Source organism: Dysgonomonas sp. ZJ709, assembly GCF_011039195.1.
Taxonomy (GTDB): domain Bacteria; phylum Bacteroidota; class Bacteroidia; order Bacteroidales; family Dysgonomonadaceae; genus Dysgonomonas.
The window spans coordinates 57,682-79,011 of record NZ_JAAKEM010000001.1 but is presented as its reverse complement, the minus strand read 5'-3'; the positions used below and the strand labels follow the sequence as shown (position 1 = coordinate 79,011).

The 21,330-nt window shown below is 38.5% G+C and carries 18 protein-coding genes; 3 read left to right on the top strand and 15 right to left on the bottom strand.

The genetic code is table 11. The features are described from left to right. Positions 1 to 63 precede the first annotated feature (63 nt). The 11 genes from trpA to trpB form a co-directional block, all read right to left on the bottom strand. Entirely contained in the window at positions 64 to 837 is a 774-nt protein-coding gene (trpA, locus tag G7Y56_RS00350; RefSeq protein WP_165020337.1) for a tryptophan synthase subunit alpha, read from the bottom strand. Next, positions 830 to 1,456, bottom strand: a complete 627-nt coding sequence (locus G7Y56_RS00345) for a phosphoribosylanthranilate isomerase (RefSeq protein ID WP_165040171.1) — start codon at positions 1,454 to 1,456, stop codon at positions 830 to 832. The genes trpA and G7Y56_RS00345 overlap by 8 nt, the downstream gene beginning before the upstream one ends. After that, complete coding sequence (gene trpC, locus G7Y56_RS00340) at positions 1,453 to 2,235, bottom strand: indole-3-glycerol phosphate synthase TrpC (RefSeq protein ID WP_165040170.1); 783 nt, start codon at positions 2,233 to 2,235, stop codon at positions 1,453 to 1,455. The genes G7Y56_RS00345 and trpC overlap by 4 nt, the downstream gene beginning before the upstream one ends. A 14-nt stretch (positions 2,236 to 2,249) precedes the next feature. Beyond that, the gene (locus tag G7Y56_RS00335; protein WP_165040167.1) at positions 2,250 to 3,455 is read right to left on the bottom strand and encodes an MFS transporter; all 1,206 of its coding nucleotides are present in this window, start codon (positions 3,453 to 3,455) and stop codon (positions 2,250 to 2,252) included. Between the two features lie 38 nt (positions 3,456 to 3,493). After that, the gene (locus G7Y56_RS00330; RefSeq protein ID WP_165040165.1) at positions 3,494 to 4,066 is read right to left on the bottom strand and encodes an NAD(P)H-dependent oxidoreductase; all 573 of its coding nucleotides are present in this window, start codon (positions 4,064 to 4,066) and stop codon (positions 3,494 to 3,496) included. Between the two features lie 21 nt (positions 4,067 to 4,087). Further along, positions 4,088 to 4,414 (bottom strand): chorismate mutase, encoded by a 327-nt coding sequence (locus G7Y56_RS00325; protein WP_165040163.1) that lies wholly within the window; start codon positions 4,412 to 4,414, stop codon positions 4,088 to 4,090. A gap of 27 nt (positions 4,415 to 4,441) precedes the next feature. Beyond that, positions 4,442 to 5,440, bottom strand: a complete 999-nt coding sequence (trpD, locus tag G7Y56_RS00320; RefSeq protein ID WP_165020331.1) for an anthranilate phosphoribosyltransferase — start codon at positions 5,438 to 5,440, stop codon at positions 4,442 to 4,444. Between the two features lie 306 nt (positions 5,441 to 5,746). Further along, a complete protein-coding gene (locus G7Y56_RS00315) occupies positions 5,747 to 7,105 on the bottom strand; it encodes a TrpB-like pyridoxal phosphate-dependent enzyme (RefSeq protein WP_165040161.1) in 1,359 nt (452 codons plus the stop codon). A 9-nt stretch (positions 7,106 to 7,114) separates the two neighbouring features. Continuing rightward, complete coding sequence (locus G7Y56_RS00310; protein WP_165040159.1) at positions 7,115 to 7,690, bottom strand: aminodeoxychorismate/anthranilate synthase component II; 576 nt, start codon at positions 7,688 to 7,690, stop codon at positions 7,115 to 7,117. A 4-nt stretch (positions 7,691 to 7,694) separates the two neighbouring features. After that, complete coding sequence (locus tag G7Y56_RS00305) at positions 7,695 to 9,101, bottom strand: anthranilate synthase component I family protein (protein ID WP_165040157.1); 1,407 nt, start codon at positions 9,099 to 9,101, stop codon at positions 7,695 to 7,697. 4 nt (positions 9,102 to 9,105) lie between these two features. Continuing rightward, on the bottom strand, positions 9,106 to 10,296 hold the full coding sequence (trpB, locus tag G7Y56_RS00300; protein ID WP_165040155.1) for a tryptophan synthase subunit beta: 1,191 nt from the start codon (positions 10,294 to 10,296) through the stop codon (positions 9,106 to 9,108). Between the two features lie 357 nt (positions 10,297 to 10,653). Between trpB and G7Y56_RS00295 the strand changes: the two genes are divergently transcribed. Beyond that, positions 10,654 to 11,646, top strand: coding sequence for a metallophosphoesterase family protein (locus G7Y56_RS00295; protein WP_165040153.1), 993 nt, complete (start codon positions 10,654 to 10,656; stop codon positions 11,644 to 11,646). A gap of 270 nt (positions 11,647 to 11,916) precedes the next feature. Here the strand turns inward: G7Y56_RS00295 and G7Y56_RS00290 are convergent, their stop codons facing one another. Then, on the bottom strand, positions 11,917 to 15,030 hold the full coding sequence (locus tag G7Y56_RS00290) for a glycosyl hydrolase (protein ID WP_165040151.1): 3,114 nt from the start codon (positions 15,028 to 15,030) through the stop codon (positions 11,917 to 11,919). Positions 15,031 to 15,227: 197 nt separating this feature from the next. Here G7Y56_RS00290 and G7Y56_RS00285 point away from each other — a divergent pair, with 197 nt between their 5' ends. Together G7Y56_RS00285 and G7Y56_RS00280 are read left to right on the top strand one after the other, a co-directional pair. Next, positions 15,228 to 15,527, top strand: coding sequence for a Dabb family protein (locus tag G7Y56_RS00285; RefSeq protein ID WP_165040149.1), 300 nt, complete (start codon positions 15,228 to 15,230; stop codon positions 15,525 to 15,527). A gap of 3 nt (positions 15,528 to 15,530) precedes the next feature. Further along, entirely contained in the window at positions 15,531 to 16,202 is a 672-nt protein-coding gene (locus G7Y56_RS00280; RefSeq protein ID WP_255498592.1) for a DNA alkylation repair protein, read from the top strand. Here the strand turns inward: G7Y56_RS00280 and G7Y56_RS00275 are convergent. The 3 genes from G7Y56_RS00275 to G7Y56_RS00265 all read right to left on the bottom strand — a co-directional run bounded on the left by G7Y56_RS00275 (position 16,199) and on the right by G7Y56_RS00265 (position 21,027). Beyond that, positions 16,199 to 16,822, bottom strand: a complete 624-nt coding sequence (locus tag G7Y56_RS00275) for a 4'-phosphopantetheinyl transferase superfamily protein (protein WP_165040147.1) — start codon at positions 16,820 to 16,822, stop codon at positions 16,199 to 16,201. The genes G7Y56_RS00280 and G7Y56_RS00275 overlap by 4 nt on opposite strands. 105 nt (positions 16,823 to 16,927) lie before the next feature. Beyond that, positions 16,928 to 18,709, bottom strand: a complete 1,782-nt coding sequence (locus G7Y56_RS00270) for a biotin/lipoyl-containing protein (protein WP_165020322.1) — start codon at positions 18,707 to 18,709, stop codon at positions 16,928 to 16,930. A 392-nt stretch (positions 18,710 to 19,101) separates the two neighbouring features. Next, on the bottom strand, positions 19,102 to 21,027 hold the full coding sequence (locus G7Y56_RS00265; RefSeq protein ID WP_165040145.1) for an FISUMP domain-containing protein: 1,926 nt from the start codon (positions 21,025 to 21,027) through the stop codon (positions 19,102 to 19,104). Positions 21,028 to 21,330 lie beyond the last annotated feature (303 nt).

The following is a 21,330-nucleotide window of genomic DNA, read 5'->3' as shown; positions in this document are numbered from 1 at the left end:
GTATCAAAAAAAAAGCTTGAATATTCACATTCAAGCTCTCTTATATAAATTCTAAGTTATCGATTAACTTTCCAAACTCTTCTTTAATTCGCTCACCGCTTCTTTTATACTAGCCGACTCTTTCAATAAGGTAATAAATTTACTGCCAATAATCGCACCACTGGCGTTAGCTTGCGCTGCGTCAAGAGTCGCCTTGTTCGATATTCCGAAGCCGATAAGACGAGGGTTACGCAGATTCATTCCATTGATCTTTCGGAAATAAGCCTGTTTACCTTCATCGAAGCTTTTTTGCGCACCGGTAGTCGATGCAGACGATACCATATAGATAAATCCATCGGTATGCTCATCTATCAGACGAACACGCTCATCCGAAGTTTCGGGAGTAATAAGCATTACTATCTTGATATCATATTTATCTGCTATCGGTTTATATTCTTCAATATAATCCTTGAAAGGCAGATCGGGAATAATAGCTCCGTCTACACCCACTTCCTTACATTTCTTACAAAAATCCTCAAAGCCATATTGCATAATCGGATTTAAATAGCCCATCAAGATTAATGGTATCGTTACATCTTTACGAATGTCTTTTAACTGGTCGAATAGTATTCTTAGAGTCATACCATTGCGAAGGGCTACTGTGCCACTAGCCTGTATTGTCGGCCCATCTGCCATCGGGTCGGAGAAAGGGATGCCTATCTCAATCAAATCGATGCCGTTAGCCTGCAACTCACGAATCACATCGCATGTATCATTCAATTGCGGATACCCTGCTGTGAAATAGATGGAAAGTATATCCTTTTGCTTACTTTCGAAAAGTTGTTTTATTCTATTCATATCTTAGTTCTTTTATAAATTTCTCTATTAATGGAATATCCTTTATTCCGGGTTCTGTCTCGAACTTACTGTTTAAATCTAAAGCATATAGTTTTGGAAGAGATAGCGACTTGATGTTTTCGACATCCTCTACCGATATTCCTCCGCTTAAAAGGAAAGGTGTTTCACCTTTATATGCTTCTAAGATAGACCAATCGAATTTCAGACCCGATCCACCGTGATGCTTTGTTTTTGTATCAAATAAGAAATAGTCGCAAACAGTCTCATATTCTTTTGTCTGCTCAAAGTCTTTTTCCTCCGATACATTGAATGCTTTAATCACCTCAACATCAGATAAGCTTTTGCATTGAGAACAATATTCAGCAGATTCCTGCCCATGCAGTTGAACCTTATTTAGATTGTATTTAGCAATCTGCTTTGATACGACCTCTATATCTTCATTCACAAATACTCCTACCCTCTCTATTGTTTTAGGCAAAACATTCAAGACCTGTGGGTCTAAATCGTTAATATATCGTGGAGATTTAGGATAGAATATCAATCCCATAAAATCGACCGGCAATTTGCCTAGAGCCTCTATATTTTGGGGATCTTTCATCCCGCAAACTTTTATTTTCATTTCAACTGCTTAATGAAATCATCCAACGCTTTACCCGGATTGTCGGTTTTCATAAAGTTCTCTCCCATCAGGAAACCTCTGTATCCGACTTCTTGCAAATCGATTACTGTTTGAGGTTGAGAAATTCCGCTTTCCGATATTTTTACAAATTCATTGGGTATCTTTTCTACTAAATCGAACGATATTTGTATGTCTGTAACGAAAGTGCTCAAGTTGCGGTTGTTTACTCCTACCACATCCACTTTATCATTTATATGGTCTAACTCTTTTTCGTTATGTATTTCTAACAAAACATCTAAGCCTAAATCTTTTGCTTTAGCTGCCAATTGTTTTGTTTCGTCAACCGACAATGCGGATGCAATAAGCAATATGGCATTCGCCCCATATATTTTTGCCTGATAAAGCTGATATTCGTCTATCATAAAATCCTTACGCAGAAGGGGAGTTTCGGTTATACTACGGGCTAGTTCCAAATCGGCGAGCGTACCACCAAAGAAATCCAAATCGGTAAGTACCGATATAGCACTCGCCCCATTTTTAGAGTAGAAAGGAATAACTTCTTCGATCTTGGCACTCTCGAAAATCCATCCACGAGATGGTGATCTTCTCTTAAATTCGGATATAATTCCCGTGGAAGAATTTAAAAGAGATTCTTTAAAAGAATACTTATTCGTAGTATCGGTAATCTTCTTTGCTAATTCAGCGATATTGATAACACTCTTTTGCTGCGCTACTTCGATACGCTTATTTGCTATTATCTTATCTAGTATATTGTCCATATCTGTTGGGTTGATTATTCATTAATTACTACATTCTCGACGATCTCTGTCTTATCTTTTTTAAACACTCTTATTTGTGACACAAGTATTATAATACATATCCCTAACAAGCTAACCATTGCATACGAGTACCGCAAACTGGTTACATGCGAAATATAGCCTATCAATGGCGGTCCTGCAAGGAATCCAAGAAAGCTGATACTCGATACGATTGTCAGTGCCAGACCTGTCGGTATCCTTGTTTTTTGTCCGGCAATACTATATATTGTAGGCACTATACTCGATGTGCCCAATCCTACAATCATAAAACCGATAGTGGTCACAATAATATGTGGATAGGCAACTGAAATGAGCAGGCCAACAAAAATTAAAAATCCGCTCATTTGTATGATCCGCATTCTGCTCCATCTCCTTATAGCCTTGTCTGCAATAAAACGCCCCGATGCCATCATTATCATAAAAGCTGTAAATCCGATCGGAACAAGCGATTCTGGTACTTTCACCACATCTTTAAAATAGATTCCACTCCAATCGAACATACTACCTTCGGCTGCCATTCCGCAAAATGCGACAATGCCGAGCATAAATAGAAATTTTTCAGGTTTATTCCGTTTTTTAGCATGTTGTTCTTCAGGGTTACTTCTTACCCTTTTCATATCCGGTTGCAAGTACTTATGATTAAAGAACACAATACAGTTTACCAGAATAACAATGAAAATAAAATGTTGAAACGGACTAAGTTTCAGATTTATCATTAAAAGTCCGATCAATGAGCCTGTAAATCCTGCCAGACTCCACCCTCCGTGAAAGGAAGACATTATAGATTTTCCGTATAAATCCTCTGTTGTGACACCTTGCGTATTCAATGATATATTACAAAAGTTACCACATATTCCATAAAACACAAGGCTCAAAATCAACGAATATTGAGTAGTTGACAAACCTATAGCCAACAAACTTAGCGAATATAATGGAAAGGCATACAACAATATATTTCTGCTCCCCAATTTCGAAACAAGAAGTCCCGATACTGTCATAGCACAAACCTGCCCTATCGGTATCATAAATAAAACTGTTCCCCAAGCTGCATCGTCAAGACTGAGAAACGATTTAATATCGGGTATGCGACTCGCCCAACTAGAGAAACATAAGCCTTGGCAAAAATAAAATGCAAAGACTGCTAAACGTATGCGCTTGAGTGGTAATTGTTCGGTTTCCATCAATTATACTATGTTATCAAAAGACCTATATATATAATTTATTTAGATGCTATTCTTTCTATCTTATCCAGCCACTTAGCTCTTTGCTCAACGGTTGATGTTTTCATAACCGCCAGATAAGTGGTGCGCATATTTTTTATTCCACAAAATGCCCCGATATTTTTACGGATAAGTTTACCGCCAATATCTCCGACTATCCATTTATAATACCAGACAGGAGAATCCATTGTACTGATTATTTCGGAAGTTTTACCCACTAATAGCTTTTTAGGAAAAGGAGATTTCTCTTGGTACTCGAAAGCAAATCCAGGGAGAAACAATCGATCTATAAATCCTTTCAAAATAGCGGGCATAGAAGCCCACCATGTAGGATAGATCCATACAATATGCTCAGCCCATTGCAATTTTGCCCAAGCTTCTAACATATCGGGCTCCAATTCTGTACGCTTTCTATATCCATAAGCCAGATTGAGATTAAATACCATGTCGGCAAGAGCTATTTCTTGTACTTCGCTACCTTTACTTAAACTCCCTTTTTTATAGCTTTGATGTAAAGCATGACAAAAACTTTCTCTGTCAGGGTGTCCGTTTATAATCAGAACTTTTTTCATTTTATCTTTTTTAAAACTCTATTAATAATATGATTTTTTCATATCACTATATAATCGATTTTGTTTTGCAAGCTCTTCTTCCGTAAAAACTCTAATCATTGTCCTGTATACCTTTTCCACAATAGAAGGGTCTAAACTATGCTGTTCTGCTAATGATTTTACTTTATTAATTACCAAGCTCACCCTGTCTCCTGCAATAACATCGTTCGTTGTCTTTTTAAATTGCGCAGCCTGATCCACATAGCGGCTTCTGTCTGCTATAAGCTTCACCAAAGCTTTGTCTATCTTATCTATATTGAGACGAACTTCATCTAATGAAGTGCAATGAGTAATATTATTTGATTCCATAAGTTTTATGATTTTATCAACAAATAATTAACTGTTTAATTCGATAAACTTTTTAAACAGAATCTTCACTTTGCCACTATCTATCGACTCGCGAGCCTGTGCAATACATTCTTCAAGAGATAGATTTGAGTTTATTGTCTGAATAGCAATTGCCGAATTAGCTATAACTGCATTTTTCTGCGCCTCGGTAGCCGTATTATTTATGACACTGCTAAAGATTACTGCCGCATCTTCCTTCGTTGTGCCACCATCCAGATCTTTGTCTGTACAACGATTAAAGCCAAGGTCTTCGGGTGAATAAATACTCTCGCCAAACTTGTTGATAACCTTAAAGTCATTCGTAAGCGAAATTTCATCATACCCATCCAGACTATGTACTATCGAATAATCCACATCGGTCTGCTGATATGTATAGAAATACATACGAGCCATTTTAAGATTGAATACCCCTAATACAGTCCTTTTGGGTTTGATCGGATTCACTATCGGTCCTAACATATTAAAGAATGTACGTACCCCCAATGCTTTACGCACAGGTGCTACTATTCTTAACGCATCATTAAATAATGGTGCATGCAGGTAAGCAATATTCAGTTTATCCAACGACTCTTCGAGTTTACTTATATCTTTCGTGAATTTCACACCATGCTGTTCCATTACAGTAGATGCCCCACTAACAGAAGTCGCACCATAGTTACCATGTTTTGCAACTTTATATCCTGCGCCTGCAACAACAAAGCACGAAAGTGTGGATATATTGAACGTATTTTTGTTGTCGCCTCCCGTTCCTACGATATCGATCGGATTGTAAGGAACTAAAGCGTCTACATTGGTACGCAGATCGAGCAAAGCATCGGCAAAACCGAGAAATTCATCGACATTGATACTACGCATCAGAAATACGCTTATAAAAGCGGCTATTTGCGATTCGTTGTATTCTCCTGCTGCCATCTTGGTCATTACCTCTTTCGCTTCGTCACGGTTGAGGTATTGATGCTCAAAAAGTCTATTTAGTATTTGTTTCATATCAGCCACTCCAACCTCCTTATAAGGGAGGCTTTGATTTTACTATTATTATTTATCATTACTATTTTAACGTGAGTTCGACATAAAGTATATTGAATAACAGATATTTGTGTATATCCTTTTGTAAACTTGGTGTAAATCATTGTGTTCTTAGTGGTTTAAATGTCTTTTCTTACCACAAAGGACTCTAAGATTTATCACGAAGAACACGAAATACAAGATAATAGCATTGGTATTTAAATACATAGATATACTTCCTTATATCGAACTCACGTTATTTTATTGCCCTAATCCCCCTCAGGGGGATTAGGGGGCTAATTTCTCTAACGTATCTGTTGTCTTGGCAATATCTTCGTCGGTCAACTTGAAATTTGTCATTGTGCCGCTCAGGTATTGATCGTAAGCACTCATATCAATCAGTCCATGACCAGACAGACAAAACAAGATATTCTTTTGCACTCCTTCTTCTTTAGCCTTCAACGCTTCTCTGATTGCGGCTGCAATAGCATGAGTCGATTCGGGAGCAGGGATAATTCCTTCCGTATTTGCAAATAGCTGTCCGGCTTCGAATGTTTCCAATTGAGGAATATCCTGTACCTCAACCAATCCGTCTTTATGCAATTGACTAACAATTGTGCCTGCACCATGATAACGCAATCCTCCTGCATGGATATCCGCCGGTTGGAAGTCGTGACCGAGTGTGTACATTGGCAACAAAGGAGTAAGACCAGTACTATCGCCATAATCATATTCGAATTTACCTCTCGACAGTTTAGGACAACTTGCAGGCTCGGCAGCAATTATGCGAATTCCTTTTCCATCAAGGATTTTATGTCGTAAGAATGGGAAACTGATCCCTGAGAAATTTGATCCGCCACCGAAACAACCGATTACAATATCAGGATATTCGCCTGCTATCTCCATTTGTTTTTCACTCTCCAAGCCGATAACCGTCTGGTGAAGTGATACGTGATTCAACACACTGCCTAACGTATAACGCGTATCATCGTCTTTAAGTGCCATTTCCACGGCTTCGGATATCGCAATACCCAAGCTACCCGAATTATTGGGATCTTTAGCCAGAATACTTCTACCCGCTTCGGTTTTGTTACTTGGCGACGGTATTACATTCGCTCCCCAAGTTTGCATCATCGAACGGCGATATGGCTTTTGTTCGTAACTAACCTTTACCATATATACATCCAATTCAAGACCGAATACACTTGCGGCAAAGCTTAATGCTGTACCCCATTGTCCGGCTCCTGTCTCGGTAGTAAGGCGTTTAATACCTTGCTTTTTATTATAATATGCCTGAGGCAACGCAGAGTTCAATTTGTGAGAACCGATAGGACTTACACCTTCGTTCTTGAAATAGATGTGAGCAGGTGTACCCAACGCTTTTTCTAAACCGGTAGCTCTAACAAGCGGGGTCGGTCTCCATATTTTATAAAGCTCTCTTACCTCGTCGGGAATATCGATCCATCTTTCTTGTGATAATTCCTGATCGATTAATTCTTTTGCAAAAATAGGCTCCAGATCAGCGGGGTCTATAACCTCTTTAGTTTTTGGATTAAGTGGAGGAAGAGGCTTAGTCTTCATATCTGCCACTATATTATACCATTGCGTAGGAATATCGTTTTCGCTTAATAAAATTTTCTTGTTCATGTTTTCTAATTATTTTGATTCGTAGGTTAAAAAATTCTTTATTATAGTTTCTCCCACAGGGGTTAACACCGATTCGGGATGAAATTGCACACCGTGTATGTCATACTCTTTATGTTTCAATGCCATGATCTGCCCACTCCCGTCTACTGCTGTTACTTCAATGCAGTCGGGTAAGTTTTGAGGATCGACAATCCACGAATGGTAGCGACCCACTTCGAACTCATTGTCCAATCCGTCAAATAGACAATCGGATTGTATAACTTTTATTTGTGTAGCTACGCCATGATATACATCTTCCAGATTAATCAGTTTAGCCCCGAAAGCCTCTCCTATTGCCTGATGACCGAGGCAAACGCCTAGAATTGGTTTCTTGCCCGCATATTCTTTTATCAGAGGGAGTAATAAGCCTGCTTCGGATGGAATACCGGGACCGGGAGACAGGATGATTTTATCATACTTCGCTATATCCGCAAGGCTGATCTTATCGTTACGATACACATCGACATCTGTATAACCAAGCGATTTCACAAGATGTACCAAATTGTATGTGAATGAGTCGTAATTATCGAATATTAATATTTTCATTTTCTTAATTTTTTAGATTCACGGCTGCATCCACAGCTTTTTTCAATGCTCCAAGCTTATTTTTCACTTCCATCACTTCGGTATCGGGGTTCGATTTGGATACGATACCACCACCTGCCTGATAATGGAGTGTATTATTTTTACTCATAAAGGTACGTATCGTTATTGCCTGATTAAGATCGCCGTTGAATCCGATATAACCGATACAACCACCATAAGCACCCCGCATTTGTTTTTCTATATCGCGAATCAATTGCATTGCTCTCACCTTAGGCGCTCCCGAAAGAGTACCCGCAGGGAAAGTATCGGCATAAACCGATATACTATCTTTGTCTTTATCTACAATACCGCTAACACGTGATACCAAATGGATAACATGCGAGTAGAATTGTACATTTTTATAAAAATCGACTTTCACATCGTGGCAATTACGACTAAGGTCGTTGCGAGCCAGATCGACAAGCATTACATGCTCTGCATTCTCTTTCTCGTCTTTAAGTAAAGCTTCTGATAAGATACGATCCTTTTCGTCGTCTCCTGTACGGAAATAAGTTCCCGCAATAGGGTCTATATATGCTTTCCCTTTTTGAATCCGGCAATGAGTTTCGGGCGATGAACCGAATATACGGAACGATCCGAAATCGAAGTAGAATAAGTAAGGCGATGGGTTGATGGAACGGAGCGAGCGATACACTTTAAAATCATCGCCGGCAAATCGTTGGGTAAAACATCTCGATAATACGATCTGGAATACATCGCCACGTTTGCAATGAGCAATACCTTTTTCTATCATCTCTTTATGATCCTCATCGGTAATCATCGATTGCTCGTTACCTATTGCTTCGAAATTGTAAGAAGCGATATTGTTATTCGCCAAGATGCCTTCGAGTTTAGATGATTCTGCCTGTGCTCCTTCTGCGATATTTTCTACAATTGTCAATTCGTTTTTCAAATGATTGATAACCAAAATAAAACGGTAAAGAATATAATAAAATTCAGGGATATCGGAATTATTCAGTTTCTTATTGATAGGATCTACGGCTTCAAAATAGCGGATAGCGTCATACGAAGTATAACCAAAGAAGCCATTGATGTTTGTAGCGTTTTCGCCTTGTACATTAAATTGATGAATAAATTCGTTGAATTTGTCAGTTAATTTTTCATTGTCAAGCAATACCTGGTGCTTAATTGTATTATCAGGATAGGTCGTCGTAATTTGATTTTTTTCCACCTTGAACCGAGCGATCGGGTCAATACCGATAAAAGAAAAACTATTCTCACCACCATGATAATCGGAACTTTCCAACAATGCCGACTCGGGGTATATATCCCGTACCTTAAGATAGATACCTACCGGTGTTTGTAGATCGGCAAGTAGCTTTGTCGTTTTTACCTTTATATTATAGTTCATATTTTTAGCTTTTAGCTTCATTATATTTGATATAAGTCTCCATGTCCTTATCGCCACGTCCAGATAGGCATAGAACAACAACATCATCTGCCTTAAATTTCTTTTGCCCTAATACACCTAACGCATGTGCCGATTCGATAGCGGGTATGATGCCCTCAAGCCTTGTCAATTCGAATGCGTATTCCATTGCTTCATCGTCGGTAACAGCAAGCACTTCCGAGCGTCCTGTCTTTGCTAAATGAGCGTGCATAGGTCCTATACCCGGATAGTCGAGTCCGGCAGAAATAGAATACGGTTCTTCTATTTGTCCGTCTTCCGATTGCATAATCAGGGTTTTACTGCCATGAATAATTCCTGCTTTTCCTAAGTGAATAGTTGCGGCTGATTCTCCGGAATTTACACCTTTTCCGGCAGCTTCGGCAAGTATTATTTTCACATCAGGCTCATCGATAAAATGGTAGATTGCTCCGGCTGCGTTGCTACCTCCGCCAACACATGCTATCATATAATCGGGAGTCTCACGCCCTTCTTTTTCAAGCAATTGTTTACGAATCTCTTCACTGATTACCGATTGTAAACGAGCAACCATATCGGGATAAGGATGAGGCCCTACGGTAGAACCTATAATATAATACGTATCGGATGGGTTACAACACCAGTCTCGAATGGCTTCGTTAGTTGCATCTTTCAATGTCATGTTTCCACTGGTAACAGGTATAACTGTGGCACCAAGCATTTCCATTTTTTGTACGTTCAGATTCTGGCGCTCTACATCTGTCTTACCCATATATACAATACATTCCATATCCATCAAGGCACATACAGTAGCAGTGGCTACACCATGTTGTCCTGCCCCTGTTTCGGCAATAATACGAGTCTTACCCATACGACGGGCAAGCAATATCTGACCGATTGTATTATTTATTTTATGAGCACCTGTATGATTTAAATCTTCACGCTTAAGATAAATTTTACATCCGTATTTTTCGGAAAGTCGCTTTGCCAGATAAAGTGGAGACGGACGACCTACGTAGTCTCTTAATAAATCGTGAAACTCTTTCTGAAACGAAGGATCATTCAATACTTTCAGATATGTATTCTTCAAATCTTCAACATTATCATAAAGAATTTCAGGGATATAAGCCCCTCCAAACTCTCCATAAAATCCATTGCTATCGACGTCAAATTTTCCCATTATATTTTGTTTTTATTTATTTCTTGTTCATAAAAAAGGCCCATCGTGAGTAACGATAGGCCTTGTATTCTATTTTCATTCAATTTAGTTAATACATAGCGATTCTGCTCACGACTTTTTGAGTTGAGAACGCCACCACCAATATGTATTTAATAATTGAAACTGCATCTTTTCTTTCTTTATGTATTTGCAAAGATATAAAAAAAATGATATTGTCAAATCTTAATTTACTTTTTTTTGACTTTTTGGAGAACTGTCAGCTAATTAACCCTTTTTGCAACTAAAAAGGCTTTACCATCTTCTCTTTTTTAGTAATTTAGCAGTATTCAAAATCTAATTTTCAAATAAAATTTAATCATGAGACAATTACTATTAGCTTTTTGCTTGCTATTATTTACTTATTCGGCGCAAGCACAAGAAAAAACATTGAAATTCAACTCAAGCGGAGATTTTAAAATAATCCAGTTCACAGATGTTCATTACAAACAAGGGAAACCTGAATCGGCAGTTGCAATAGAACTAATCAACGAAGTATTAAATGCCGAAAAACCAGACCTTGTTATATTCACAGGCGATGTTATATGGGCTAAGCCTGTAAAACAAGGACTAGATGAAGTCTTTGCTCCGGTTATAGAAAGAGGGATACCTTGGGCTTATGTTTTTGGCAATCATGATGATGAATTTGGTATGTCGCGACAAGAATTAATGGATTATGTGGTGCAAAAACCATATTGTCTAGCACAAGCAGGAGACGAAAGTCTTGATGGTGTGGGTAACTATATATTAGAAGTGAAAGATAAGAAAAATGAAAAGCTAAAAACTCTTCTTTATTTATTTGATTCGGGAGCATACACCCCAATAAAGAATCTTGGAAGCTACGACTGGATGAGACTGAGCCAGATACAATGGTACACTAATCAAAGTGCTGCTTATACCAAAAACAATAATGGGAAACCTTATCCTGCTCTGGCATTTTTCCACATTCCACTTGCTGAGTATCCATTGATGACTACTGCTAAGGATGCAAAGATAATCGGAGAAAAAAGAGAAGATGAATGTAATGGAAAACTAAATTCGGGGATGTTTGCAGCAATGCGTCAGGCAGGTGATGTGATGGGCACATTTGTAGGACATGATCACGATAATGATTACATCGGTGAATACTACAATATATATCTTGCTTATGGTCGTTATTCGGGTGGTAAAACAGTTTACAACAACCTCGGCAAGAATGGTTGCCGTGTTATCGAAATGAAAGAAGGCAAACGAGAGTTTTCTACTTATATACGTTTACTTGGTGGAGAAAAGCTATATCCTGTGGAATATCCTAAGACTTTTTCTAAAAAATAATAAACTCACGTGACTTCGATATAAGGGAAGGAACAACAAAATGTAATAAAGATTTTGTCATCCCGATACGTAGTGAGACACCTTGTTACAAGATAACAGATCTCTCACTACGTATCGGGATGGCAGAATAGACGAAAGATAGACACCAGACAATGACTCATAATCATATGATGCTTATGTCGAACTCACGTTAAACTTATTACCAAGTATAGAAAAGCCTTGCAGAATACTTAAAACTGCAAGGCTTTTCTATATTTAAAACGCCCTAAATCAATTCACCTGACCAACCTCTAAATTAAAATCAGTCATCAGACCATAATCCAATTGATCGTAAGCATTACCTGCCGGGTAAGCAGGAACACCCCTGAATTGCCAAGGTCCTACAATACCTTTTTGAGCTTTATGAAATGGTCCTAACAAATTCTTATTACTACCAACGATCTTTATCTCTACTTTATTTTCACCTTGATTCATAAGCTTAGTTACATCGATATTATAAGGCTTAGTTATAATCAACCCTGCCGATTTATCATTAACCAATACCTCGGCAACAGAGCCAGCCCATTCGCCTAAACTTACACGATATACACCCTCCATTTTCGGAATCTCAAATGCTTTACTATATGTAACGATTTGTCCATAGAATGGTAAACCCTGTTCTTTCCAGCTACCAAGATTTAACTGTGATTGTGGTGCTATTATCGCAAAACCTTTGGCTATCGGTTTTACAGCAAACGCACCCGATATATAGATAGGCTCTATTTCAGCCATGATCTTCATTGGTGATAATTCGAGGACTAATTGGTTCTCCCCTTTTTTCACTATGCCTCCTATATTGAACACTCTCATTTGAGGATCGATAGGACTAACACCTTGCTCAGTTTTAATTTCTTTGCCATTCAGCGATATCTTATACAACCACGATCTTTCGATAGTCGCCTGCATAGCAGACATATCGAAGTCTCCATCGATGGCAAATTTATAAATCACTTTAAAGCCTCCCGTTTGGAATGTATCCCTCTTTACTATATTGTCTTTGTATTGCACGGATGTATTCCATGGATTACCATCTACAAAGCCATGATACTTAAACACCTTATCGGCAGCATCGAACATGTGTATATCTTTAAATATATCCTTACCAAGATATAAATCACAGAAGTCTATAGCTAGTATATTATCCTTATCAGCTTTCACTTTCACCTCACCTTTGGCAACTACAGGCTCATATTTATTTGCTTTCTTAGGCGAAGGCTCAAACTTATCTTGTTTCTTATCGAAAACATACAGAAGCAGACTGCCCGCAGGAGGAATATTATAATCTATCGAAACTTTATCTCCATTAACTATTTCAGTATAATCGAGCATTTCACCCGTTAGTGTATTCAGTTCCACAGCATCCTTACCGACTATCGAGACTTTTCCTTTGACAGCCTCATCCAAGCTGGAATTTACAAGAAACAAAACATTACCGTCTTTCATTTCGCGGCGGTGGTGTAATAAATTGCCCCCTTGAACATCTGCAAAAGATATTTTAGGTGATCCAAAATATTCACTGATGGTAGCAGGACTAAGACCTTGAAGATAGGTTATAGCTTTACCTTCAGCGAAAAAATCTGTTACTTCTTTACTCGCTTTACCATTTAGCAATGTTGGTTTAGAGAAAGCTAAGATAATCCCACCATTTGCGGAAAATTCTTTCAGCAAGTTAAATGTAGCCAGATCAAGATTTTCAGTTAAAGGAGGAATCACAACTTTCGAATAATTTCTTTTCCCGATACCAAAACCATTGTTAGTTACCTTTCCCTGATCTTTGATAATGTTTTCCGAACCGAGATCATATTCTACTTGTGCTTTTTCCAGTGTTGTAACAAAGTTCTGGAAGTTAGTTCCAATAGTCATTAATTCGGGATTACTTCTTCGATAAGAATAGTAAAGCCATACCGAGGTGGTAGGTTCTAATATGAGAATATCATTCTTTTGCTGACCCGATGATAATGCCATTGACAGACGCGCGTAGTGATCGTTCAGCGTCTTATAATAAGGCCACCAAGGTGTATGAGCAGAGAATGAGGGTGGATAGTCGTATTTTCGCGCACCCGATATGGTGAGATGACTTAAATGCTGATTCATAAAATTGACACCTAATACATATTCCCAATCGCCTAATCGCTTAAGATCGGTAAAAGTTTCCTCCCAACCGCCACCGCCATAGGTTTCGCTTAGCGTTCTTTTATTCCCCATCTGATTGGCAACACTAGCCAATTCCTTTACTGCTCTTATATTTCCAAATTGTGCTTGCGGCGATTCTTCGTTGAATTGATTGAAAAGCATATCGATTGCAGGGGTCTGATGCCATGCGTACATTGCCATATTATCACCGCCATGACCCACATCGGGCCAGCCATGTTCCCAATAATGACCTGTAAATTCCAGATTGTTTTGCTCGCAGTATTCAAAACACGGTTTCGCCCAGCGATCTATAAATAATTGTAGTAATGTTTGCGTATAATTGTGGCGAACTTCTTTCCAGTTACCTGTTTCTTCATATAGAGATGGTAAGTTTACCTTTAGATCATAGCCCCATTCTTTTTGAAACACATCGAACAGATCGGGAGTCCAACGAATACCGCCCGTCGTATTAATATTAGGTTCATCGGTAAACCATCCGGGAACCGTTTTACCGAATTCTTCCCCTATATGCTTCTTGTAGCCATCCATTGTTATCTCTATAAATTTCTGAGTAACTCGCGGATACAATAGATCCACATACGAAAATCCTCCATACCACGGAGATTTCCGTTCGTAGGTTTTCGCGAACAGATAATATGTGCCTTTCTTTCCCTGCTCGTCTTTCACTTTAGCAGTTATATCGACCATCTGCCCGTTCTCGTCTTTGAGACACAGATAATATTGAGATACAGTATCGGGTAACACCTCTACTTTGAGCATCTCCAATCCCCCACCCTGATTGTAGCTTTCGGGCATTTCGGCGGGCACATGTCCCCCTGCAAAACCACTCGGATAAGAATTCTCATCATATATCCAAATATTCATGTCCAACTCTTTACCTTTAGCTATTGCATGTTTGTACAGATTGTACCAGTCGTCGGACATATATTCGGTAACCATACCCGGACGAGGATGGATAAATACACCACCGAAACCTTTAGCTTTCAGATCGGTAAGAGTACTGTCTATAATACCGGTTGTCACTTTCGTATTCCACACATAAAGTGGTGCAGTACGATATTCTTTCGATGGATCGGCAAACTCTTTCTCTAAGCTGCTAAAATCATTGATACCAGAAGGTGTATCATCTATATTTCCTGAATTACAGGAAAAGAATAATAATACAATAATGATGGTTAATGCATTCTTCATAATAGTAGGATGTATTTAGATTTCTCAATAGTAAGACATGTTAACAAATATAGGTGATGCAACCTGTTGCACGTATCAATAATTGACATATTCGTTTTGATAATTGATATTTAAACAGAATAAAATTCAATAGCCGAATATCTTGCTTATGATCTCATTAATCGCTATTTTTGCCTACTTATAAATCAAAAAGCAACATGGTAAAACATATCGTATTCTGGAAACTCAAAGAGGAAGCGCATGGTAATAATAAAGAAACCAATGCCCTATTAATCAAAGAAAAACTCGAAGCCCTTAGCGGTAAAATAGATGGTTTGCTTAAAATAGAAGTAGGTATCGATTTCTTAGGCGGAGCTAACTATGATGTTGCGCTATATTCTGAACTGGCAACTAAGGAGTCGTTGGATACTTACCAAAATCATCCTTTACACCAAGCTGTACTTCCATTTGTAAAAGAAGCTGTAGCTGATAGAAAAGCAGTGGATTTCGAAATATAAGAAATGGAGAAACAAGAAGATATTATTAGAGACATACGCACTCGTTGCCGTATGGCTATGAACGGCATGGCTTCTGCAAGCATGCGCGAACGTGGACTTACTTACAAATTAAACTTCGGATTAGTCATTCAGCAAATCAAAGATTTGGCAGGACAATACGAAGCGAATGCAGAGTTAGCCGAAACTCTTTGGAAAGAAGAGACCCGCGAATTGAAAATTCTATCAACGTTTCTGTTCCCTATTGACAAATTCTCGCCCGATACGGCGAACAGATGGGTTACTGAAATCCCTAATCAGGAAATGAGAGAGCAAGTATGCCTCAATCTATTCCAAGAGCTTCCTTTTGCCGATCAGCTGGCAATAGCATGGGGAAATAGTGAAGACGAAAATATACGCACATCAGGCTATTGGTTATTAGTAAGACTACTACTGACAAAGAAATTTGAAGGGGTACTCACTGCTGATTACTTTTCACATATCTGGGAAGATATTATAACTGAAAATACATTTCTGAGAAATTCAGCTTTGCTAATCCTAAAACATATTGGCCGTCAATCGAAAGATGAAGCCAACCTGATTTTGGAGAAAGTATCTATATATAAAGACGATCAGGATCTGTTGAAACAAGAAGCTTATAACAGTCTAGATTTCGAGTTCGAATTCTTTTGGGGTTAATTATCTAATATGAGATAAGATAACACAAAATCAGTCTCTACCTGATAGAAGGCACTAAAATTATGTACCTCATTCGTCCTGCTTTCCGAGGCTTTAAACCAGCCTCTTATTTGTGGCGTAAACGGATGTATGTATAAATGCTTTAAGAAATCTACTCCCTCCACATCCAGCAACTTGAACATTGCTTCTTTTGCTGACCAGTGAAGCAGTAGATGTATCAACTCGTTATCCTTATCGATATGCTCTCTTTCTGAGATAATACGTGACTGAACACGTCTTATTTTATCCGAGATCTTCTCAATATCAATGCCAACTTTATGATGTTGATTAAGAGCCACCGCAACATAGCCTTTAGTATGTGAAACACTAATATTGCATGATGCATCTTTTAGATACGGACGACCCGATGGGTAATAAACAATCTCTTTTTCGTCACCTGCCAACTCTTTGAGTAATACCCTGACAGCCAGCATTTCCAAAATACGTGATTCTGATTTAATAGAAAGAATTCCTCCCAACCAATCGTGATGGCCTAACAAATGCAAAAGTTCTTCTTTCGATTCTTCTATTTGCCATACACCTAGTATTGTATCTGATATTTCTTCTTTTAAATAAAGCATCGGGATTGTATTATTCGGACAAAGAAACGGATAATTGAGATAAAAACAAAAACGAGAGAAAGATAAAATCCTTCCCCCGCTTTCAATATATAAAGGTTGATCTTTTTAACCGATATAAGCTAGCACTTGATTCTTTTGAACCTTAGCACCTTGCTTAGTTTCTATTTGAAGAATTTTACCCGATGCCAATGCTTTTACCTCCTCTATACCGTAATATGTTTGGATAAAGCAAATAACATCTCCTTCTTTTACCGGCGTACCGATTACAGGAGCTGTAGAAACATCAGCAACATCTATCTGCCAGATAACTTGTCCGCTTATAGTTGCCTGCAATGGTTTTGCATCAGGATATTTAGCCTGAATAGCTTCTGCATCGAATGCAGGAACATCCACCACCTGACGAGTCACAATAATTGGAGCTCCGGCTTTCTCTTTTGCCGTTTCCAATTCTTTGTTGAAACGCTCTTTAGCCAAACCGGATTTATAATCACGGTATTGACGATCATGCATAGCAAGTTCGAATAACTCTTCATCATCCTGACCATAATCCCATCCGTTCTCATCCATTTCTTTACGATACTTATCCAATTCGTCCGGATATTCATCTTGCGGATTACCTGTATAGAATTCCAGATTTTTCGATTTAGCAAGCTCTATGATTTCATCATCCAATTTGCCAGGAAGCTGTCCGGCTTTACCCAGTATCATATTCCAACTATCTTTATCAATGTTAGAGAAACGAGGTTGACCTTGTGCCATTGCAAAGATATTCATCAATGCAATATTCTTAGTATATTGGCTGAACGGTGTTACCAATGGAGGATAACCCAATTTAGGCCATACATATTCCACTTCCTGAAATAGTTCAACAACCAAGTCGTTCAACGAAACTTCAGGTTTACCATTATTACGAAGAGCCATATTGATAGCCGGATGCATTGTACGCAAATCCGCCATCATAGACCCCATCATCCCACCCGGAAGACCACAGCCCACGAGTAGCGAGTTCATTATTTTGTTAGACGGGTCAATAAAATAACCCAAGAAGTCGTCGATGAAAGATTGTGTCAAAGCACGAGCTTCCATATATGCTTTCATGTTGATGTCAGGCACAGAGAAGCCTGCATCTTTCAACATTGCTTGTATAGTAATAATATCCGGATGGATCATACCCCAAGCCAATGGATCGATAGCAGTATCTAAATAGTCGGCACCTGCACGAGCTACTTCTAACATAGAAGCAACGGAGAAACCGGGGCCTGTATGTCCATGGTATTCGATTGGAATATTCGGGTGACGATCTTTAAGCGCTTTAGTAAGTTTACCTAAGAAAGCAGGACGACCAACACCGGCCATATCTTTCAAACAGAATTCTTCTGCACCGAAGTCTACCAATTTATCGGCAAAATTCAGATAGTAATCTACTGTATGGATTGGAGAGTGAGTGATACAAAGAGCTGTTTGAGAAATCATACCAGCCTCTTTTGCATACTTAATAGATAATTCGAGGTTACGGGCATCATTCAAACCGTCAAAAGAACGAGAAATATTTGTTCCTTGTGCATGTTTTACTTTAAACATCAAACGACGCACATCCTTTGGCACAGGATACATACGCAAAGCATTCAAACCACGTTCCAGCATATGTGTTTGGATACCTACCTTGTTAAAAGGCGCAGTCCAATCACGTACAGCTTTATTTGGATTTTCGCCATACATAAGGTTTACCTGTTCAAAAGCTCCACCATTAGTCTCTACACGGGCAAAACAACCCATGTCGATAATAACCGGTGCGATTTGAGTTAATTGGTCTACACGTGGCTGGTACTTTCCTGACGACTGCCACATGTCACGATAAACAAGACTAAATTTGATTTCTCTTCCCATAGTGTTTTTATATGTTGGTATGAAAGAACAAAAGAATTAAATTATAGCTATTTGCCCTTCAAATTTGTTAATTCGTTAACTACACAACTATTTCTCTGATAGCAGTACAAATTTAGCCTTTATCTTCAATTAGGAGAAATATTTAAATACTAAAATGATCAATTTGTCATAAAAAAACAAGTTAATTCTTTAAGTTCGTAAAAATGGCTTAAATAGTGCACAAACAGCCTATAAGTGAGCAAGAAGTTTGCAACTTATTTTCAAAAAATCAGTTAGAACATAATAGATGCAATGTGAGGTTAATAAAAAATAAGCCACCGTTTTTTTAACTGATGGCTTACTCTATAAATTAATGCATGAACTGAACAAAATACAAGATTCCTAACAATATATTAGTCTTTCTTACATCTTACCGACATACTTACAACATTGACATAAGCTGTCCGGCTAAGAATACCTCCTGCTCCGGAGTAACTGGAGTAAGACACCCCATATGTACGATTGCTATAAGCGACCCGGCTGCTCGCGTGAAAACTAAATCCCGACCCAAAAGACGCTGTGCCACCTCGTTGAGCATAACCTGCAAGCAGCGCTGAAAAACCACCGCGATTTAGACTATTGGAGGTAGAGGTGCTATTTTGGCAAATATCAAGCATTGAAAATACTGTAGGAGCCGTGAAGATCCCTCCCGGAAGTGTTAATGTACCACCAATATCAGGAGTAGAACTATATTTGGACGTGCTCCTTTGCATTTCGTTTTCGAACATAGTCCATTCATAATCGGATGGCAAATGCCAGCCTGCTGGGCAAATACCTTGCCGTTTCGCAATATTGACAGCGCTTTCCTCTGTCGACTGAGATATATTCAAAGAGCCTGTAGCCGCTGAATTATTGTACAATAAACCCAGATGTTTATTTTGATTGTAAGAAGTAGCATCGCCAGCATCTGTTGTACTCGGATTGGGGTATGTCCAATAAGGGGAGGTGAAAGATTCAGCCAAGCTATTTGTCATAGCAGGGGGAACAGCGTTACCATCGGTACGGACAGGATCGTATTGTTTAGTAGCCAGATTAGTAGTCATCCAGCGACCTGCAGCTCCAAATGAAGCAGAATAAAAATCATTTCCATCTTGATCCTGATGCTTCAGCACTTGGGTTCCCCAAGAAGCAATATTTGCGGGCGCTTGAGGCACTGAACTCACATCAGGCATCCCCTCAGACCCTATACACGACATGGCTGTAACAACGATATCGGCAAATCGCTTTGGGGAATAAGTATCTTCAAACCTCATTTTAGCTTCTGCATATCTTGTATTACTCCCTGCTGCTTTCGCCTTGTAGTAAAAAAAAGTAGAATTTGTCGATCCTTTTTTGTTATCGGCTCCACCGGTTACAGGAGTGGCACTTTCCAGTATGCCCTTAGGATCTTCTACTGTTACTTTCCAGATGGTGTTACCTTTAACAGTAATATTTTTGTTAACTGTATTATATAGAGGGGCAACAGAAAAATCTGTAAAATTACTTACACTACTTTCAATCAGACTAATCGCATAATTAGTTTGATTGAGGCTTACTGTTCTCATTACTTCTCCACCACATTTATTGCTCGGTATTGTAAAGACCACCTGTGTTTCTCTTGTCTGCCAAGGATTAGTAGCTATATCGGCAATATTACTCATATTAGCAGGTTGAAAACTATAAATGGTAGGATTAGAAGACAAAGGACTACTCCACGAGCTTATAGGATTGCCGGATGCTACAACGACACCACCGCCATATGAATCCGATCTGGAAGCTATTGTAACTTCTGCTTCTTTAGGCGTCCAACTCACCGATAATTCTTGCAAAGGAATAGTTGCTCCACGGGCATCTAAGCCACTGGGAATATCTATCATAACATTTTGGTTCAATCCATTTAATGAAATACCAGGTATAGCATAATCTAACATCTTAAGCGCAGGACGCCACTTGTCTCCATCCCAAAGATATAAACCATCCGAAAAATAACCATCGCATTTCTCTGTATTATACACCCACAGACCCGTATGGTTCAGCTTGTAATCAGGATCAGCAAGTTTCTGCTCGGGTGTTAGTAAATCGTCAAGATCGTTGGGAACAGTTAGTTTTACTCGTGGCAGAAGTAAGCCTTTAGTAGATGTTGTGTTATCCGCAGCAGGGGCATACTCTTTCAAATCGAGCAAAGCACCTTGTATCGCTTTCTCACTCGAACCGATAGTTACCTGAGCATTTAATGGAATACTTAAAATGATTATTGCAAGAATACTTAAAACAGAGATGAAATTATTGGTTTGTTTCATTTTATAAAGTTTTGTTAGTTTGTCTTCAAATCAAGTCATAAAATCGGACATCGAAAGATAAAAAAAATAGAAATCGGGTTAATTTCCATATTGAAATTAACCCGATTCTTATATTTAGAATGATACTTTGTGTATTAGCAACTAAAAAAAGAGTTTTATCTTTTATCTTTAATTAAGTCAATTTTACAATTAAAATCATCAGAACACAAAGAGCTATTCTTAATAAAGTAGTCATTAGAATAGCATAATGTCAATTTCTTCTAGACTACAAAGATAATAATTACTTTTAAAAAAACTGAGTCT

What these genes read in the sequence shown, in the direction of transcription:
- G7Y56_RS00280 (WP_255498592.1), top strand. Translation starts at nt 15,531, where the DNA reads ATGGAGAAACAAGAAGATATTATTAGAGACATACGCACTCGTTGCCGT.
- G7Y56_RS00305 (WP_165040157.1), bottom strand. Translation starts at nt 9,101, where the DNA reads ATGAACTATAATATAAAGGTAAAAACGACAAAGCTACTTGCCGATCTA.
- trpC (WP_165040170.1), bottom strand. Translation starts at nt 2,235, where the DNA reads ATGGACAATATACTAGATAAGATAATAGCAAATAAGCGTATCGAAGTA.
- G7Y56_RS00345 (WP_165040171.1), bottom strand. Translation starts at nt 1,456, where the DNA reads ATGAAAATAAAAGTTTGCGGGATGAAAGATCCCCAAAATATAGAGGCT.
- G7Y56_RS00285 (WP_165040149.1), top strand. Translation starts at nt 15,228, where the DNA reads ATGGTAAAACATATCGTATTCTGGAAACTCAAAGAGGAAGCGCATGGT.
- G7Y56_RS00290 (WP_165040151.1), bottom strand. Translation starts at nt 15,030, where the DNA reads ATGAAGAATGCATTAACCATCATTATTGTATTATTATTCTTTTCCTGT.
- G7Y56_RS00330 (WP_165040165.1), bottom strand. Translation starts at nt 4,066, where the DNA reads ATGAAAAAAGTTCTGATTATAAACGGACACCCTGACAGAGAAAGTTTT.
- G7Y56_RS00325 (WP_165040163.1), bottom strand. Translation starts at nt 4,414, where the DNA reads ATGGAATCAAATAATATTACTCATTGCACTTCATTAGATGAAGTTCGT.
- G7Y56_RS00275 (WP_165040147.1), bottom strand. Translation starts at nt 16,822, where the DNA reads ATGCTTTATTTAAAAGAAGAAATATCAGATACAATACTAGGTGTATGG.
- G7Y56_RS00315 (WP_165040161.1), bottom strand. Translation starts at nt 7,105, where the DNA reads ATGAACAAGAAAATTTTATTAAGCGAAAACGATATTCCTACGCAATGG.
- G7Y56_RS00295 (WP_165040153.1), top strand. Translation starts at nt 10,654, where the DNA reads ATGAGACAATTACTATTAGCTTTTTGCTTGCTATTATTTACTTATTCG.
- G7Y56_RS00335 (WP_165040167.1), bottom strand. Translation starts at nt 3,455, where the DNA reads ATGGAAACCGAACAATTACCACTCAAGCGCATACGTTTAGCAGTCTTT.
- G7Y56_RS00270 (WP_165020322.1), bottom strand. Translation starts at nt 18,709, where the DNA reads ATGGGAAGAGAAATCAAATTTAGTCTTGTTTATCGTGACATGTGGCAG.
- trpA (WP_165020337.1), bottom strand. Translation starts at nt 837, where the DNA reads ATGAATAGAATAAAACAACTTTTCGAAAGTAAGCAAAAGGATATACTT.
- G7Y56_RS00310 (WP_165040159.1), bottom strand. Translation starts at nt 7,690, where the DNA reads ATGAAAATATTAATATTCGATAATTACGACTCATTCACATACAATTTG.
- trpB (WP_165040155.1), bottom strand. Translation starts at nt 10,296, where the DNA reads ATGGGAAAATTTGACGTCGATAGCAATGGATTTTATGGAGAGTTTGGA.
- G7Y56_RS00265 (WP_165040145.1), bottom strand. Translation starts at nt 21,027, where the DNA reads ATGAAACAAACCAATAATTTCATCTCTGTTTTAAGTATTCTTGCAATA.
- trpD (WP_165020331.1), bottom strand. Translation starts at nt 5,440, where the DNA reads ATGAAACAAATACTAAATAGACTTTTTGAGCATCAATACCTCAACCGT.